Genomic DNA, 16,441 nt, shown 5'->3' with positions numbered 1-16,441 from the left:
GGGCACACCGCCAAGGAGAACCGGCCCGCACAGGAGAAGTTCCACTGCGTCGCCTGCGGCCACAACGCGCACGCGGACACGGTGGGCGCTGTCAATGTTTTACGGGCCGGGCTGGTCCGTCGCGAAGCCGCACCGGCATAGCGAGAAGCCCCCTCATTCATGAAGGGGAGGAGTCACGTGACATGGACGGATGCCACCTGCCTCTGCCCGCCGCCCCTGCATGGCATGGCGCACTGACCGGGCACCGGCATGACGCCCTTATGCCGAGGTGGGTGCGTTCGCGTCGCGATTCTGGTCGATGAGGGCGGCGAAGGCGTCCAGGGTGCGCCGCAGCCCGAAGGCGTAGGCGTGGTCGGGGTCGTAGGCGGTGCCGTGTGCCGTGCCTGCCGCCGTGCCGACGCGGACGGCGGTGGGATAGGTGTCCGGGTCGAGGACCCGGGCGAGGAGCGGGGCGTTGACCTGCCACCACTGTTCGTCGTTCATGGCACTGTCGTGCAGGGCGGCCCGGGCGTCGGCGGCGGCGCGGGCGGATGCCTGGACGAAGGTGAGCAGGTAGGTGAGGCAGTCGTCCATGTGGATGTCGCTCAGGCCGAGGCCTTCGAACGCGGACAGCTCGTGCTCGTACTTCCGCATCAGTCCCGGTCCCAGCGGGGGCCTGGAGGTGGAGACGGCCGCGGCCCAGGGGTGGCGTTCGAAGAGTGCCTTGTTCTCGTCGGCGATGGCGGTGACGCGTTCGCGCCAGGGCTGTCCGACTGTGTCTGTGCGGGGCATGCGGGCGTAGGCGGCGTCGAGCATGAGGTCGAGCAGCTCGGCCTTGCCGGGGACGTAGGTGTAGAGCGTCATCGGCACCACGCCGAGTTCCTGGGCGACGCGGCGCATGGTCACCGCGTCCAGGCCTTCGGCGTCGGCGATGACGGTGGCCGCCTCGACCACCGCGTCGATGCTCAGCCCGCGCCGCGGCCCTCGGCCGCGGTCGGGCGCGGCCTCACGCCACAGCAGTTGCAGGGTACGGGCCGGGTCGCCGGCGCTGGTTCGGTCGGAAGGCACGAGAGCAATCTTCTCGTATCCCATCTCTGTACGATGTACATTGTACGACGTACAGAGAACTGCGCACAGAGAACTCTGCATCAAGGAGCCCCCGTGAAGGTCACTTCCAGTGCCGTGTCACTCAACGTTGACGATGTCCAGGCCTCCAGCGCTTTCCTCTGCACGCACTTCGGGTTCCGGGAGGAGATGGCCGCCGACGGATTCGCTTCCCTGACGCGCGACGACGTGGGAATGAACGTCGTCTTCCTGCGGCGGGGGCTTCAGACCCTCCCGGCAGACCAGCGCGACGAGCACGCCGCCGGACTCATCCTCGCCTTCGTGGTCGACGACCTCGAGGGCGAGCTGGCGCGCCTGCACGCCGAAGGCGTCACGGTCACCATGCCGCTGACGGAAGAAGAGTGGGGTGAGCGCGCCTTCCAGGTACGGGACCCCAACGGCGTGATCGTCCAGTTGGTCGACTGGAACGCCGACGCCGCCACCGAGACGGCTGGGTGACGTACGTCACAAGTCGGCCTGGACTCCTCCGACCCGAACACGTGAGCGGGTGGCCGAGGGGTCTTCCGTTTCGGCGAGCGGAGGCGTATGTTCCGGTTACCCCGCGACGGCGCCTTTCGAAGCGTCGGCCCGCCGGTCCCGGGACGGCGGGCCACGCGGGGGCCAAGTGCCTGGTGTCCTTCATCGGGCGCCGCCCAGGCGCCCACCGGCAGCCGCCGCGTACGCGGGGCGTCTGTCGGCGTCAGCGGTGCAGGAGGCAGCGGGTCATTCGGAAGCGGGCTTGGCTGACGCTGACCCCGAGGGCTCTGCCGAACGTCTCCGACGACGATTCGTCGGGCCTGCGCCGCGCGGGCGGCCTTCCCGCCTGCCAAGGTGGCGAGGCAGCCATCGTGGACACCCATCGTGGACACCCCCACGCATTTCTGCGGTGCCGTCCCGGCTCGGAGGACGACCCGCAGTCCCCCCCAACCCTCGCCACCGAGATCGACCGTGACCGGGAGCCGGTCATCGCCGGTCTCATCCGTGGGCCGTCGGAGGCAAAGCAGCCCGCGCCCGCGCGTGCCTGCCGCCAGGCCACCCCCACCACGCTGAACAATCGGCCTGGTCTGCAGGCAGGCACGGATTCGAACGGCACAGAGGGGAACGACCGATGGGCACAGCAGCGCGTCCGAACCGCAGAGCTCTGCTCACGGGCTCACTCGCGGGCGCCACGGTGGCGCTTGCGGGGTGTTCGTCGAAGAGCATCGCCACGTCGGGGAGCAGCGCTTCGCCCGGAGCACGGCCGACCACGCCTGCCACCGCGTTCGCGAGACTGATGGACGGCAACGGACGCTGGGTGAGCGGCAACCTTCAGCATCCCGACCGGGATCCGGACCGGCGTCAGTTCGTGGCTCAGGAACAGGAGCCCTTCGGGGCGGTTCTGTCGTGCATCGACTCCCGAGTGCCGCCCGAACTTCTCTTCGACACCGGGTTGGGTGACCTCTACGTGATGCGTACGGGCGGGCAGGCGGTCGGCCCGGTGGTCACCGGGTCCGTCGAGTACGGACCCATGACGAGCGGCACCCCGCTCATCGTCGTCCTCGGTCATCAACGCTGTGGCGCCGTCAAAGCGGCGTACCAGTCCATGCGTGACGGCAAACCTCTGCCCGGCAACCTCCAGGCGATCGTCAAAGCTCTGCGGCCTGCGTACGCGCAGGCAGTGAGGGAGGGTGGCGCCGACCCGGTCGAGACGATGGCACGAGCCCAGGTCAAGTTGACTACCACCGCCCTTCGCTCCAACCAGGACCTCGCCCCACTGGTGCGCAAGGGCTCCCTGGCGATCGTCGGCGCCTACTACTCACTCGACACCGGCAAGGTGCAAGTCCTGGTCGGCGCGCCTTCCTGAACCGGCCCGCAGAGAAGACGGACGGGCGTCACCAGGCGGTGGCCGGCCTCCAGCACCTCAGAGTCATCCGATCAATGGCTGAACTCCCTTTCCGCTCCCCGTCATTGACAGCCCCTCAACTCGGCTGAATCATCAGACATCCGATGAATGAGGAGCCGCTCATGAGGATGTATCCAAGACGTCAGGTCCTGGGCACCGCGGCGGGCGTCGCCGCCGCGGCCGCCCTTCCGCTCACCGCGGCGACGGACGCACGAGCTGCCGACCCCGACGGCGACCGGGCGGCGACCTGGGTTCCCGTCCCGGACCCGGTACCTGTTCCGCTCGACGTCCTGTACGACAACGACGGCATAGACACCGCCGCGGGTCGCGGCGGTGACTTCGACGGCTCGGGGTACACCTTCCCCGGCGAGGAACTGCCCACCGGCCGTGTCGAGGTCGACGGCGTCCCGTTCCTCTTCCCTTCCGGGACCGCTGGTGCGAAGAACAACGTCGTCGCCCTCGGCCAGCGCATCGAACTGCCCAAGGGCCGCTACCTGTCGGCCTTCTTCCTCACCGCCGGCAGCTACGGCAGCGCCTCGGTGCACTACGCGGACGGCTCCGCCACGACCGCCGGTCTCGGCGGCTCCGACTGGTACGCGGCGGGCGGCACCCTGTCGGCGCCCTACCGCTACCAGCCCGACGGCACCAGGGACGAGCACCGTGTCGGCATCGGCACCGCCGAGGTGTGGATCGACCCGCAGCGCGAGGCGGTCGGGCTCACCCTGCCGGTCACCAACCCGGCCGAGGCGGGCAAAGCCTCGTTGCACGTGTTCGCCCTCACCCTGCAACCCGTCGCCCAAGGGCGTGCGCTGGCCCTGCGGGACGCACACTCCACCGCCTCCCTGCTGTCCTCCAGCGGCGCCCAGAGCGTCGAGGTCACCGTCGTCAACGCGGGCACCATCGCCGTTCTGGCGGACGACGCGGTGTCCGTGCGTGTCGACGTGCCGGGCGCCCGCACCGTCGAACCCGCCCGCGTCCGCCGTCTCGACCCGGGTGAACAGGCCCGCGTCCGCATCGGCATCCGCAACAGCCCCGGCACCGTGCCCGGCACGGCCCGGGTCGGCTCGATCACCGTCACCGGCCGTGGCACCCAAGCCACCAGCGCTAACAGCCCGTTGACCCTAGGGGTCGCCGACTACCGGCCCACCGGCGACTCCCTGTCAGCGCACCAGGCGCCGTACTGGTTCCAGGCCGCCAAGTTCGGCATCTTCATCCACTGGGGCGTCTACTCGGTCCCGGCCTGGTCACCGGTGGGCAAGCAGTACGCCGAGTGGTACTGGAACCACATGCAGGACCCGGCCAACGCCGTCCATGCGTACCACCGGGAGACCTACGGCGAGGACTTCGCCTACGACGACTTCATCCCGCGCTTCACCGCGGAGCGGTTCGACCCGCGGGCCTGGGTTGAGCTGTTCCGGGACGCCGGTGCCCAGTACCACGTCCTCACCTCCAAGCACCACGAGGGCTTCGCGCTGTGGGACACCAAGGTCTGCGACCGCAACGCCGTGAAGATGGGCCCCCGACGGGACCTGGTGAGGGAGCTGTTCGAGGCCTCCCGGCGGTACGCCCCCGAACTCCACCGCGGCCTGTACTTCTCGATGCCCGAGTGGTTCAACCCCGACAATCCCTGGACGGGCCACGCCCCGCGCAACCCGTACACGCAGCAGCCGGTGCCGTACACCGGTTACACCGCCGGCAAGGACTATGTGAAGGACTACCAGGCCCCGCAGATGCTGGAACTGATCCACGGCTACGACCCGGAGATCATCTGGTGCGACATCGGCGGCGCCAACGACAGCCTCCACGTGCTGGCCGAGTACTTCAACCATGCCAAGAACCGCGCCCGGCCCATCGACGTCACCGTCAACGACCGCTCAGGCATCGCCTTCCACGACTTCACGACCCCCGAGTACACGACGTACGACAACACGGTCGTCGCCAAATGGGAGTCCAGCCGCGGCCTCGACCCCTTCAGCTACGGCTACAACCGGGCCACGCCCGACGACGCCTACATGACCGCCGAGGATGTCGTGCACAGCCTCGTCGACATCGTCTCCAAGAACGGCAACTTCCTCCTCGACATCGGCCCCCGCGCCGACGGCACGATCCCGGAGATCATGCAGACCCGTCTGCGCGAGACCGGCCGCTGGCTGCGCACCAACGGCGAGGCGATCTACGACACGACGTACTGGTCGCGGATGGCGCAGCTGGGCGAGGACCTCAGGTTCACCGTCCGCCCGGGCGAGGCGTTCTACATCCACTCGCTCGCCGAGCCCGGCGCCACGCTCACCGTCGAGGCCCCCGTGCCGGTCCGCAGCGGCGACAAAGTGACCATGCTCGGCCACGACCGGCCCCTCAACTGGACCTTCCGCAATGGAGCCCTGGTCGTCGACGTACCGGCGGCGGCCCGCAGTGCGGGCCGGTACGCGTGGGTGTTCAAGGTGGAGTGGCACGACTGAGCCTGCCGGGAACGGGCGGTTTCAGCGGTGGGGCCGAGCGGATTCGCGCGGCCCTGCGCGGACTTCAGGAGGTGCGCCGGTTCACTGGAGGCCGTGGTGGGTGCGGCGGAACTCGCCGGACGTGGTGCCGGAGTGCCGGTCACATGTGTCTCCGACGGCCGTACGAGCAACCGTCGTCAGTCCCTTGAGCGCGGCGCGATCGTCGATGGCGTCGGGCCTGGCGTCCTGCTCGGGCGTGCCGCCGTCCGGCGGTGGCGGAACCTCCGCCACCGGCTCGACGCGCCGGGAGGCGCGCAGCAGAGTACGGCAGCTGTTGCGGACGACCATGGGCAGCCACGGTCCCACGGCCTCGGGATCGCGGATGTCCACGATCCGCCGCAGCGCCACCAGTGCCGCGTCCTGCATGACGTCGTGCACGTCCGCGCCCGGTCCGAGCAGGCTGACCGCCACCGCGCGCATCCCGGGCCGGTGCCGCTCCAGCAGCAGGGCCGGCGCCGACACATCGCCCGCCTGACGCGTCCCGCGTCAGGACCGCGTCCTGAACCGGACCGGCGTCCTACGGCATTCCGTTCATACGTCGTCCCTCGGGCCCCGACACATGTTTCCTTCGACCCTACGCCCCCGACTCGAAGTGTGTTCGCGCGAGCGGGACATGTGCGGGCTTGACCGCCGGCCGCCGATTCGGGCCCGAAGGATCTCAGTACCAGTGGTTGACCTGCCAGAACGACCAGGCCTTGCAGGGGCTGCCGTAGCTGGTGTTCATGTAGTTGAGGCCCCACTTGATCTGGGTGGCCGGGTTGGTCTGCCAGTCGGCGCCGGCCGAGGCGTACTTGCCGGCGGGCAAGGCCTGGAAGAGACCGTAGGCACCGGAGGAGGCGTTGACCGCGTGGTAGTTCCAGCCGGACTCGTGGTCCACGATGTTGCTGAAGCACTGGAACTGGTCCGCGGCGACCATGTGACTCGCCATCGCCTGGATCTGCGCAACCGTGTAGCTGCTCTGGACCGGGAAGCTGGAGGAGCCGCCCGCGTCGGCGCTGCTGGCCGCGGCCTTCGCCTCGGCGCGCTCCTTGGCCGCCTTCTCGGCCGCCGCCTTCTTCGCGACCGCGGTCCGGGCGGCCACCTTGCGGGCCGACTCCTCGGCGTCCTTCTTGGCGCTCGCGTCCGCGGCGACGGCCTGGGCGTCGGCCTGCTGCGTCAGCGACGCGGACTGGACCTGCGCCTGCTGACCGGCGGGTATGTCCGCGAGGAGCGTGGTGCCGGCCGACGCCGCTTCGGCGCCGTTCGGCTGCTCGGTGTCGGCCGAGGCGACTCCGACAACGCTTCCGACGGCGGTGACCGCCGTGGCCGAGACCACCGCGACTCCCCGGACCGATATCCGACTCACGCGCTTCCCTTCCGGTACGTCCCGTGACGTCATGACGTGACGGTGTGAGGGTATCTCCCTTGCCGGTTCCGGCAGTTGGAACACTCTGCCGTGCCGGGGCGGTGGGCGCAATCGTGACGGGGAGAAGGCGGAGTTGGTCACATTTGCCGCCCATTGTCACCCATGTGCCCGCGATGTGAAGGTCCGTTGGGAGGACGTGGGCCTGACCGGCCCTGCACGCGTTACCTGGAACACGCTGCCACGGCCCGGCTCGGCTTCCCGGCCCCGAAGTCCTGAGCCCGCACACCTGCTCCCGGTCCGCACCCCCGGCGAGCCCGGTGCCCGGCTCGGGCGTGTCCGGTCGGCTGCCGTGGGTGGAGCAGTCGCGCCCGCATCGGGGAAGAGCGCGGACGACCGCTTTGGTCCTGCGGCGGGGCCAGCCAGCCGATGAACCCCACGACCGCAGAAATTCCTCTCTGGAGGAACGGGACGGGAACCGGGACGGGTTCACCGGCCGGCCGGAAAAGAATCGCGTCGGCATCGCGGTACGGCCGCCCGGTGACCGTCGTACCAGGATCGCCGGCCGTCGTCACCCGGGAGGCGAAAGCACCGGGGGCGAGAGTATCGGCGCGTGTCAGTGGGCCTGGGCCCTGGGGCCTTGCAGCAGATCCGCTGTGGCGACGTCCCAGTCGACTCCGGCGAGCTCGTCACCGGCAGGAACGAGTTCGGGTCAGGTGTGGGCCGGGTCCGGGAGTCCGGGAGCAGCGCGGGAGCGTGTCGGTCCGCCCGGTGGATCCGGATCCGTCACCTCGCGGCGCGCGCCTCCACCCGCTCACGGGTGACCGGGCCGCAGACCGGCCTGCCTCGACCTGTTCGTCGAGCACGACCAGGCCCGGCCCGCGATACCGGGCCAGACGCGCGCCGAGACAAGCGCCGAACGGCGTTCACGCCGTGACCGGCGCGCGGCGAGGGACCGTCCGAGGACGACCCTGGGTTCGGGCTCGTTCCCGCAGGCCCCTTGGGCAGGTCCGGCGCCCCCCGGCTGCCTTCTCGCCCGGCGCGCGGGAGCGCGGGACGTGCTGATGCACAGCTTCCGCGAGGCCCTGGCAGCGCTTAGGGGCGCTGATCCCTGTAAGCGCCGCGACCGCACGATGCCCGCGACCGCACGATGCCCGCGACCGACGGGTCAGCGGGCGGTCACGGCGGACGCGGTCTTCTTGCGTGCGCGGTAGGCGGCGGCCTTGTACTTGTTGCCGCAGGACTCCATGCCGCACCACTGCCGCCGCATGCCCCGTGACCGGTCGATGTAGACGCGCGTGCACTCGGGGTTGCCGCACTCCTTCATCAGGGGCACGTCCGGACCGCTGAGCAGTTCGACGGCCTGCCGTGCGACGGTGGCCAGGACCTGCTCGGGGGTCGCCTCGGTGTGTCGGCCCGTGAGGGTGAGCTGCGGTGTCGCGGGGGTCTTGCGCGCGGCGCCGTTGACCACGGCGAGTGCCTGGCGATCGAACTCCTCGCCGAGCCGGCGGTTGGTGACGAGCCGGTAGATCGCTTCGCGCACGGCGATCGCCTCCCGGACGTCGGCCTCCTCGCCAGGGGTGATCGTGTCCACGAGTCCCGACTCCAGGTACCAGGCGTTGAGCCTCTCCGGAGTCACGAACATCTCGAACCGGGTCGAGCGCCGGGCGCGGAGGGTGGCCGCGAAGTCGAGCGCCGGGTGCCCGCATACGAAGACATGGTCAAGATTCACATCACCATCTTGACAGGTGACGCCCATGGGGGGCAAGCGCCGTCACCAGAGCCGTCACCCTTTTGCCCGCCCCGTTGCCGCCCGTGATCAGCAGCCGGTCGGTCGCCGACACCTCCAGGCCGTCCAGTGCGAGACGGCCGGGCACTCGCACGTTGTGCAGGGACACCAGCGGCTGCGGTCCCTCCTCCGCCCGCGCGGCCAGTTCCCCGGCCGCGAACCGCAGCGGGCGCGGCGGCTCGGCGACCCGGGTGCCGACCCTGATCTCGGGCGGGCTGTCGTTCGTCGTCGGCGTCTTCTACAACATCCAGGCCGCCGACGACAATCCCTCGCTCGACGTGTTGTCGGTGTACGCCACCGGCGGCGGGGTGTGGTTCATCCTCCAGGCCTTGCTGCTGGGCTGGAAGTCCCGGCAGCTCCGCACCCGGACCGTCTGACCCCGGATCCCCTTCCGGTGCCGTCCCGGCCCCCGCCCCGAGGCGCGGGCCGGGACTTTCGTGTCGTACGGACGGGACTTGGACCGCCAGGCGACGCGGTAACGCACCGGAAGGAACGTCACAGTTCCAGTTCGGGGACGCGGGAGAGCAGGGCGCGCAAGGCGATGGCGGTCTCCGGCCGGGCGAGGGGAGGCGCCCAGACAGTGGTGGATGCCATGTCCGAAGGCCAGGTGGCGGGCGTTCGGCCGGGAAACGTCGAGAACGGTGGGGGCGGGGTCCTCGGCCTGCGGGGCCCGGCCGATCCGAGGGCGACGACGATGCCGCCCTGTGGGATGCGCACCCCGCCCAGTTGGAGATCCTCCGCCGCGTCGCGGTTCGTCGCACGCTCGATGGAGGTGTCGTAACGCAGGAACTTATGGGTCCGAGCTTCCGCAGCCGGCGTCCGGCCCGAGACGTCCGACTTGAAGGCCGGACCCCAGGTCCACTCTGCCGCAATGCCGTTGCTTTAGGCGGGCGGTGGGAGGCGAGGGCGTCCGCAATGGCTAACCGGCGGCGACTGTGAAAATCGCTGTCCGATCACCGGAGCACGGTGATAGACATCCGGCGTGGAAAAGAATCTTGGGTTTACCGACCTGCTGCGACAGATCGATGAACGGTCGACCGCCTTCCGCGCCGCGGTCGCCGCCGCGCCCAGTCTCGATGCACAGGTGCCGACCTGCCCCGGGTGGACGCTGTTCGATCTGGTGAAGCACCTGGGTGGGGGAGACCGTTTCTGGGCCGCCATCGTCGGCGCGGGGCCTGCCGACGCTCCCCCGGCCGAGGCCACCGCTGCGCGTGCCGCTCTGGAAGTGCCGCGGGAGCGTGAGGCCCTGCTGGCCTGGCTGGCCGCGTCGACGCAGCTCCTGCTGGGCGCCCTGCGCGAGGCAGGCCCGGAGAGCGGTTGCTGGACGTGGTGGCCCGCGTCGCAGTCACCGCAAACCTCCGGCGGTGTCGCCCGGCACCGGGCCCAGGAGACCGCGGTGCACACGTACGACGCCCAGCTCGCCGGGGGCGCTGCGCAGCCGCTGCCGGTCGAGGTGGCACTCGACGGTGTGGAGGAGTTCCTGTTCACCGTCTGCGGCACGCCGAGTGCCTGGCCGCACAAGCCCACGGCCTTCGACTTCCACTCCGCCGAGGGCCGCTCCTGGCGCCTCACGGTCGACGGCGACGGCGCACGCTCCGCCCGCATCCTGGCGCCCACCGCCGCGACCGGCGAGGAGTCGGAGGCAGCCGGCGCCTCCGTCCATGGCACGGCCAGTGAGTTGGTCCTCTACTTGTACGACCGCATCCAGGCCGAGTCCTTGCGCGTGGACGGGGACGCAGGACTGCTCGACCTGCTCCGCGCCTGGGAGCCGGAGGAGAAGTAGGACGTAGCGGGGGCGTTCGGCCGCGCCTCCACCGGCTCGGCCGTCTTGCAGGCGCAGTCCACCCCGGTCCACGTTCGCGGCCCCCCTGGTGCGCGCAAGGGCAGGACGTAGGCCCCGTCGGGGCGTCCGGCACTGACGCAGGCCGCGTCCCGGCAGTGCTGCGGGAGCCCGTACCGTCGCCGGCGGCGGCACGGCCGGCCTTGGCCAGCCGCCCCGCGGCGAAACCGGCCAGCAAGGCTCCGCCCGGGAACACCCCAGGGCGTCTGCGAGCGAAGTCCTGCACGTCGCTCACCAAGCCCTCGCACCGCGCCGGTCGAGATGGTCCGCCGCACGGCGACCGCGTTCCCCAGCTTGCGCCACCACGTTCTTGGCCGGCGATTCCTCCTCGGCGCTGTCGGCGAGAGCGGACAGCTCATCCGTCCACTGCCGCACGGCCCCGGCCCCGGCCCCGCGCCGTGCCTGTGTCTCTGCCTGCTCCACGACGCGGTCCCGAAGATCACGCGCCATGCCTCCGGCCTGTTCTTCGGCCTGTGCGGCAACCGTCCTGGCCTGCTCACCGGCTGTGGTGACGACCTCTCCCGCGGCCTGCCTCACCTGGCCTGCCGTCTCCACCGCTTCCTGCTGAGCGGGCTGCGCCATCTGTCTCGTCCCTGCATTCGCTGGCTGCCTCACCGTTCCTCCCTCACGACCGACCCTCGCTCAGCGCCGGGTCCTTCGGCGGTCTCCGCGGGCTGGTGTACACCGACGGGTCGCGTCGGCGACTTGACCCACGGCGATGGCGTTCATGTGCGCCCGGCGAGTGGCGGAGGCGAGGTAATTGCGTTAGCCCATAAGGGGCGTTTGAAATAACCAGCGTGCGCAATTAATGTGAGCGCGAAGGGCGGCCGGTCCGCACCGCTGCGGAATGCAGCGAGGGCACGGCCACCTGTCGCGATCCGTTCAACGTCCCTGCGGGCCGTGGGCCCGTCCAGCAACATCTGGAGACCGTTCCTCATGACCATCCCTGCCATCGCCGTCACTCCGCTCACGGTCGGCGACGCCGAGTTCCTGATCAACACGGCGCGCTCGGCCGCCGAAGCTGCCGGTGTCCCGGTCGCCGTCACCGTCCTCGACGCAGGCGGCCACATGCTCGCCTTCCGACGGGACGACCGGGCCGTTCTCATCGCAGGCGAGACCAGCACGCGCAAGGCGTACACCGCTCTGCAGCTGAACGCCCCCACGGCCGACCTGGTCGACGCCGTCCAACCCGGCGGCCTCTTCCACACCCTGCCGACCGCCCTGGACCGCCCGTTGCTGTTCATCGCCGGCGGAGTGCCCGTCCACCGTGACGGCCGGCTGATCGGAGCTCTCGGCGTCGGCGGCGGAGCTCCGGAACAAGACCACTCCTTCGCCGATGCGGCCGTCCAGGCGCTGAAGGCCTGAACTTCTCACGTCGAGGTGCCGGTACGGGTACCTGTATGGGACTACACATGAAAGGGCTGGAATGATGCAGATCGATCTGAAAGGCCGCACGGCACTGGTCACCGGCTCCACACAGGGCATCGGCGCGGCGATCGCCGCCGGTCTGGCTCGTGCCGGGGCCCGCGTGGGCGTCAACGGCCGTACCCCGCAGCGCGTGGACGACAGCATCGCCCAACTGGCACGGGAGGTCCCGGGGCGGAGCTGGTCCCGGTCGCGGCGGATGTGACGAGCGAGGAGGGCGCTCGCCAGGCCGCGGAAGTCCTGCCGCAGGTGGACATCCTCGTCAACAACCTGGGCATCTTCGGCGCCGAGGATCCTCTGAGGATCACCGACGAACAGTGGCGGCGCTACTTCGAGGTGAACGTGCTGGCCGCCGTACGGCTGACTCGCCTGTACCTCCCGGGCATGACCGAGCGGGGGTGGGGGCGCATCCAGTACATCGCCAGCGACTCGGCGGTCGTCATCCCCGCGGAGATGATCCACTACGGCATGTCGAAGACCGCGCTGCTCGCGGTGGGCCGGGGCTTCGCCAAACAGGCCGCCGGCACGGGCGTCACGGTGAACTCCGTGATCGCGGGCCCCACCCACACCGGAGGCGTCGAGGACTTCGTCTACGAACTCGTCGACCGCGACCTGCCTTGGGAGGAAGCCCAGCGTGTCTTCATGCGCCAGCACCGACCGCAGTCGCTGCTGCAGCGCCTGATCGAGCCGGAGGAGATCGCCAACATGGTGGTCTACCTCAGCTCCGACCAGGCCTCGGCCACCACCGGTGGCGCACTTCGGGTGGACGGCGGATACGTAGACTCCATCCTGCCGTGAGCGAACCTGACGGAGGTACGGGAAAACGGCGTCCGGCGCCGTCTCCGGGCCGAGGGGTGCGTACGCTGACGGAGGCGGTCAAGCGCCCCTCATCGGCCGACGCCTCCGCTGTGAAGCCGGTCCGCACGGCGGACAACGCTTGGCGGTTTGCCGGCCGGGGCGCAGCCGCTGCGCCCCGGCCGCCCCTGGCTTGCCGCCCCCGGCATCCGGCAGTGCCCTCTCCTGCAGACGCTGGGCGGGCGATGTCCTTCACCGTCGTCGGCCGTTACCGCGGGGTCAATGCGCCTCGACCCGGAGCGTGGCAGAGGCGGCGGAGGAGGGGCTGAGCAGTCGCCGTTCCCGCGAGAGCAGTGTGGCGCCCAGCATGACCTGCCCCTCATGGACGGGGTTGGGCTGGGTCTTCGGCGCCGACACCCTGGTCCCAGGCGCGACGCCATGACGGGCGCTCTCGCCGGTACGGTGTCGCCCCCGCTGCCCACCGTCCGACTCGCCGCCGACAAGCCGCAGACACCCAAGCCGGGCGCCACCTCCACCCCGGCAGCAGCGGCACCACACCCGAACCCCGTGCGAGCCTTCGTCCTCCCCGGCTTCACGGTCCGAACGGCGGGAAGGGAGGCAGTGGGTGCCGCCAGTGTTCCTCGCACACGTCAAGCCGGTCGGCGCACACCCCGTGCCCGGTTCCCCTCTGTAACCGATGGCACCCCTCACGAAGGAGTCGGGGTCGTCGCGTGCGCCACCGGCCGCGTCGGAACGCCTGGTTCCCCGAGGTACTCGGCGACGAACCGATGACAGGGCTGCTGCCGCCCTCAGGCTGACGGAGTCGATGGCGCACCGCGACCGTTCTACTGTCCTGCTTCGGTCTCGAAGTGCAGGGAGATCGACTGCAGAACGTCCGCCGCACAGACGTCGGTGCGCCCGCCGTCGTGGATCTCGGCGAGCTGGACGAAGGCGAGCGCGAACGCCGATGCGATCTGCACGATGGCCGGCCCCAGCTGCTCGCTCACGGCAGTCGCCACCTCCTGGGCGGTCGCATCGGCGCGCAGCTCGATGCGCGGCAGCATCTCCTCGAGCAACGCGGAGACCGTTTCGCTCTGTGTGACGTCACTGTCGCGGTTCTCCCGGGCTTGGCGTCGCATCTCCAGCGCCTCGGTCAGGATGCCTACGACCCGCTGCATGATTTCTCGCTGCTCCATGCGGGCACGGTACGCCGCAGAGTCGTCAGAAGCTGCTTACCCGGGCCCTGGATGTTCGTCCTCAGCGCTTCGGGGCGCCAAGACCAAGACCGCTGCGGAGTGGATCGTGCAGGTGGCATCCGGGAGCCGAGGTGAGGAGCGGCGCCAGCCGAGGGCCGACCCAAGATCCATCCGGCGCCGGCCGTCGATGCGACTTGCGCCCCGGATGAGACGGCGCGTGACGCTTGGGGCGATGAGCGCTGCTGGTCGTCGGGTTCAGGCGTCGGTTCGGGGGACTGAAGGCAGAGGGGGACGGTGGCCGCGGAAGAACTCGGTGATGTCGTGGGCCAGCAGGTCGGGTGCTTCGTGCGCGGCGAAGTGTCCGCCGCGGGGCATGTGCGTGTAGCGCGTGATGTTGTAGGTGCGCTCGGCCCAGCTTCGTGGCGGCCGGCTCAGGTCGGCGGGGAACAGGGCTACGGCTGTGGGAACGCTCACGCGCTCCACGCGTCGGGTCAAGCCGCGGGCGTGTTCGTAGTAGGGCCGGAAGGAGGTTGAGATCGTGCGGGTGAACCAGTAGAGGGAGGCCTGTGTCAGAACGAAGTCGTCGCTGAAGCGCGAGGACAGGTCGCCGCCGCAGTCGCTCCACGCACGGTATTTCTCGACGAGCCAGGCGAGCAGGCCGGCGGGCGAGTCGGTCAGGCCCGGGCTCAGGGTGAGGGGCCGTGTGCTCTGCTGGTGCTGGTAGCCGCCCTCGTGCGTCTGCCAGGCCGCCATGGATTCGAGGTGGTCCTGTTCCTGTGGGGTGAGGGTGGCAGGGTCGTAGGCGGCCGGGGCGGCCACGGCCAGCAGGTGGATGCCGACGAGTGCCTCCGGGTGGGCCTCGGCGAGCCGGGAGGTGACGCCGGCACCCAGGTCTCCGCCATGGGCGGCGTAGTGCTCGAAGCCGAGTTCGTCGTGCATCAGCCGGTGCCAGAGGTGGTGGGTCTGCTGTGTGTCGGCGAGGGTGGGCCGCTGGGGTGAGAAGGCGAATCCGGGCAGCGAGGGGACGATCACGGTGAAGGCGTCCTCGGCTGCTCTTCCGTACCGGGACGGGGTGGCCAGCCGGTCGGCGAGAGCGGTGAGTTCGAGGAAGGAGCTGGGCCAGCCATGTGTGAGGACGATCGGCAGCGCGGCCGGGTGCTCGCCGTCGAAGCGGAGGTAGTGCACGGGTGTTCCGTCTAGGTCGGCGAGGTGTGAGGGGAGGGCGTTGATGACGGCCTCGTGGGCTCGCCAGTCGTAGCCGTCGGCCCAGTAGGCGGTGAGGCGGCGGAGTTCCGCCGTGTCGGTACCGGCCTCCCAGCCGTTGACCGGCCAGGGCTCCGCCCATCGCGTGCCCTTCAGCCGGGCGCGGAGCTCAGCCAGTTCGGCGTCACTGACCGCGATCATGGGCGGGTTGCTCGGCATGGGGATTCTCCTTGGTGTGCTGAGGGTCTCGGTGTGACGGGAGTGGCAGTCCGGGTGGGCGCGCATGACACCAGCGGGGCCGGGCGGGCGGCGCCGGCGAGGGGAACAGGCCCTGAGCTGCGCGCAGAACGCCCGTCCGTCCAGCCGGTCGACGATCGCCGACCCGAGCCGGCGGCCCGGCGTGACTGCGGCGAGGAACGTGGCATAGCCCGGCCGAGATCTCTCGCGGCCGGGGCTCGAGGGCGGCGACCGCGTTCACGTTCCCCATGCGGTGACCGGGGAGAGGGCCTGCTCGACCGCCGCCCGTGTCGCCTCCCGCGGCTCCGGCTCCGTCGTGAGGAGCGCATGCATGATCAGCCCTTCGAGCAAGGCGTCCAGACGGCCGGCGATCTCCGGCCCGGTGAAGCGGGCCAGCACGGCCCGGCTGTCGCTGGTCCACTCCTGTGTCAGCGCCCGCAAGGCGGGATCGCGCAGAGCCGCCAGGTGCAGCTCGAAGCCCAGGACGGCACTGCGGCGCCGGGACGGTCCCCCTTGCACGAGTTCCACCAGGACCTCGACCAGGTCCTCGCGTGTCTCCACCTCCGTGAAGAGGCCCTCGAACTCCGCGGTCCGTTGTTCCACATACCAGGCGAACGCCTGTGCCTGAAGCTCGGCCAGGCTCGAAAAGTGGTAGGTGACCGACCCCAGCGGCACGTCCGCACGCGCGGCGACCTTTCGGTGCGTCATGCCGGCCGCCCCGTCCGTGACGAGCACGTCGAGAGCGGCGTCCAGGATGCGTGTCCTGCGCTCCGGATCATGCCGGCGAACCCGTCGCCCCTCGCCCGTCCCAGTACCGACTGACCGGTGCTCGGGCTCGCCATCGTCCGCTCCACTTCCTGCGAAGCGGCCGGAGACTCCCCTCCCGGGAGGTTCCACCTTCTCCATAAGAACAAACGTACACTAATTAAGAACAGATGTACGCATCTGCTTGGCGACGTCGATCTCGCGGAGGGCCCGGCGCGGCGGGAACAGGGGCGCAGGGTTCGTCAATCAAGCCGTCGCCCGGCCGACTCGGGCGACGCGCTCGGGATGTGGGGGCGCCGGCAGGCGCGGGCCGGGCCGCTGGACCGTAGGAATCCATGGTCGTGATACGGAAGCACGCGTTCCGTGGGCGGTTCCCGCGGCCGGCT

13 protein-coding genes and 3 pseudogenes are annotated in these 16,441 nt (G+C 70.4%); 7 read left to right on the top strand and 9 right to left on the bottom strand.

Features of this window, described 5'->3' with window-relative positions; all coding sequences use genetic code 11:
- Positions 1–258: 258 nt before the first annotated feature.
- A complete protein-coding gene (locus ACZ7L1_RS31450) occupies positions 259–1,047 on the bottom strand; it encodes a TetR/AcrR family transcriptional regulator (RefSeq protein ID WP_471441946.1) in 789 nt (262 codons plus the stop codon).
- 93 nt (positions 1,048–1,140) lie between these two features.
- Here ACZ7L1_RS31450 and ACZ7L1_RS31445 point away from each other — a divergent pair, with 93 nt between their 5' ends.
- The 3 genes from ACZ7L1_RS31445 to ACZ7L1_RS31435 all read left to right on the top strand — a co-directional run bounded on the left by ACZ7L1_RS31445 (position 1,141) and on the right by ACZ7L1_RS31435 (position 5,424).
- Positions 1,141–1,542, top strand: coding sequence for a VOC family protein (locus ACZ7L1_RS31445; RefSeq protein ID WP_471441944.1), 402 nt, complete (start codon positions 1,141–1,143; stop codon positions 1,540–1,542).
- 649 nt (positions 1,543–2,191) lie between these two features.
- Positions 2,192–2,926 carry a carbonic anhydrase gene (locus ACZ7L1_RS31440; RefSeq protein WP_471441942.1) on the top strand — a complete coding sequence of 245 codons (735 nt, stop codon included), beginning with the start codon at positions 2,192–2,194 and terminating at the stop codon, positions 2,924–2,926.
- A 161-nt stretch (positions 2,927–3,087) separates the two neighbouring features.
- Complete coding sequence (locus ACZ7L1_RS31435; RefSeq protein ID WP_471441940.1) at positions 3,088–5,424, top strand: alpha-L-fucosidase; 2,337 nt, start codon at positions 3,088–3,090, stop codon at positions 5,422–5,424.
- An 81-nt stretch (positions 5,425–5,505) separates the two neighbouring features.
- Here ACZ7L1_RS31435 and ACZ7L1_RS31430 read toward each other — a convergent pair whose 3' ends face one another.
- From ACZ7L1_RS31430 to ACZ7L1_RS31415, 4 genes and pseudogenes are all read right to left on the bottom strand, one after another.
- Positions 5,506–5,925, bottom strand: a complete 420-nt coding sequence (locus ACZ7L1_RS31430; protein ID WP_471441938.1) for an RNA polymerase sigma factor — start codon at positions 5,923–5,925, stop codon at positions 5,506–5,508.
- A gap of 196 nt (positions 5,926–6,121) precedes the next feature.
- The gene (locus ACZ7L1_RS31425; protein WP_471441936.1) at positions 6,122–6,808 is read right to left on the bottom strand and encodes an aggregation-promoting factor C-terminal-like domain-containing protein; all 687 of its coding nucleotides are present in this window, start codon (positions 6,806–6,808) and stop codon (positions 6,122–6,124) included.
- A gap of 1,165 nt (positions 6,809–7,973) precedes the next feature.
- Positions 7,974–8,537: a CGNR zinc finger domain-containing protein gene (locus ACZ7L1_RS31420; RefSeq protein ID WP_471441934.1), complete on the bottom strand. Its 564-nt coding sequence runs from the start codon at positions 8,535–8,537 to the stop codon at positions 7,974–7,976.
- 37 nt (positions 8,538–8,574) lie between these two features.
- Positions 8,575–8,787 (bottom strand): annotated as a pseudogene (locus ACZ7L1_RS31415) (ABC transporter ATP-binding protein); the annotation flags it as partial.
- 1 nt (position 8,788) lies between these two features.
- On the opposite strand from ACZ7L1_RS31415, the pseudogene ACZ7L1_RS31410 reads away from it, so the two are divergent.
- Both ACZ7L1_RS31410 and ACZ7L1_RS31405 read left to right on the top strand, forming a co-directional pair.
- Positions 8,789–8,971 (top strand): annotated as a pseudogene (locus ACZ7L1_RS31410) (DUF308 domain-containing protein); the annotation flags it as partial.
- A 605-nt stretch (positions 8,972–9,576) separates the two neighbouring features.
- Positions 9,577–10,377 (top strand): maleylpyruvate isomerase family mycothiol-dependent enzyme, encoded by an 801-nt coding sequence (locus tag ACZ7L1_RS31405; protein ID WP_471441932.1) that lies wholly within the window; start codon positions 9,577–9,579, stop codon positions 10,375–10,377.
- A 288-nt stretch (positions 10,378–10,665) separates the two neighbouring features.
- Here ACZ7L1_RS31405 and ACZ7L1_RS31400 read toward each other — a convergent pair whose 3' ends face one another.
- On the bottom strand, positions 10,666–11,016 hold the full coding sequence (locus ACZ7L1_RS31400) for a hypothetical protein (RefSeq protein ID WP_471441930.1): 351 nt from the start codon (positions 11,014–11,016) through the stop codon (positions 10,666–10,668).
- A gap of 354 nt (positions 11,017–11,370) precedes the next feature.
- On the opposite strand from ACZ7L1_RS31400, the gene ACZ7L1_RS31395 reads away from it, so the two are divergent.
- Both ACZ7L1_RS31395 and ACZ7L1_RS31390 read left to right on the top strand, forming a co-directional pair.
- Complete coding sequence (locus tag ACZ7L1_RS31395) at positions 11,371–11,799, top strand: GlcG/HbpS family heme-binding protein (protein WP_471441928.1); 429 nt, start codon at positions 11,371–11,373, stop codon at positions 11,797–11,799.
- A 64-nt stretch (positions 11,800–11,863) separates the two neighbouring features.
- Positions 11,864–12,657 (top strand): annotated as a pseudogene (locus ACZ7L1_RS31390) (SDR family NAD(P)-dependent oxidoreductase).
- Between the two features lie 842 nt (positions 12,658–13,499).
- Here ACZ7L1_RS31390 and ACZ7L1_RS31385 read toward each other — a convergent pair.
- The 3 genes from ACZ7L1_RS31385 to ACZ7L1_RS31375 all read right to left on the bottom strand — a co-directional run bounded on the left by ACZ7L1_RS31385 (position 13,500) and on the right by ACZ7L1_RS31375 (position 16,043).
- A complete protein-coding gene (locus tag ACZ7L1_RS31385; RefSeq protein WP_471441926.1) occupies positions 13,500–13,850 on the bottom strand; it encodes a hypothetical protein in 351 nt (116 codons plus the stop codon).
- A gap of 255 nt (positions 13,851–14,105) precedes the next feature.
- Positions 14,106–15,272 (bottom strand): epoxide hydrolase family protein, encoded by a 1,167-nt coding sequence (locus ACZ7L1_RS31380; RefSeq protein WP_471441924.1) that lies wholly within the window; start codon positions 15,270–15,272, stop codon positions 14,106–14,108.
- Between the two features lie 255 nt (positions 15,273–15,527).
- Positions 15,528–16,043: a TetR/AcrR family transcriptional regulator gene (locus ACZ7L1_RS31375; protein ID WP_471441958.1), complete on the bottom strand. Its 516-nt coding sequence runs from the start codon at positions 16,041–16,043 to the stop codon at positions 15,528–15,530.
- Positions 16,044–16,441: the final 398 nt, after the last annotated feature.

It is taken from the genome of Streptomyces sp. NPDC107546 (genome assembly GCF_055639175.1).
The sequence above is the reverse complement of the archived record's forward strand: the minus strand, read 5'-3'. Positions and strand labels throughout refer to the sequence as shown.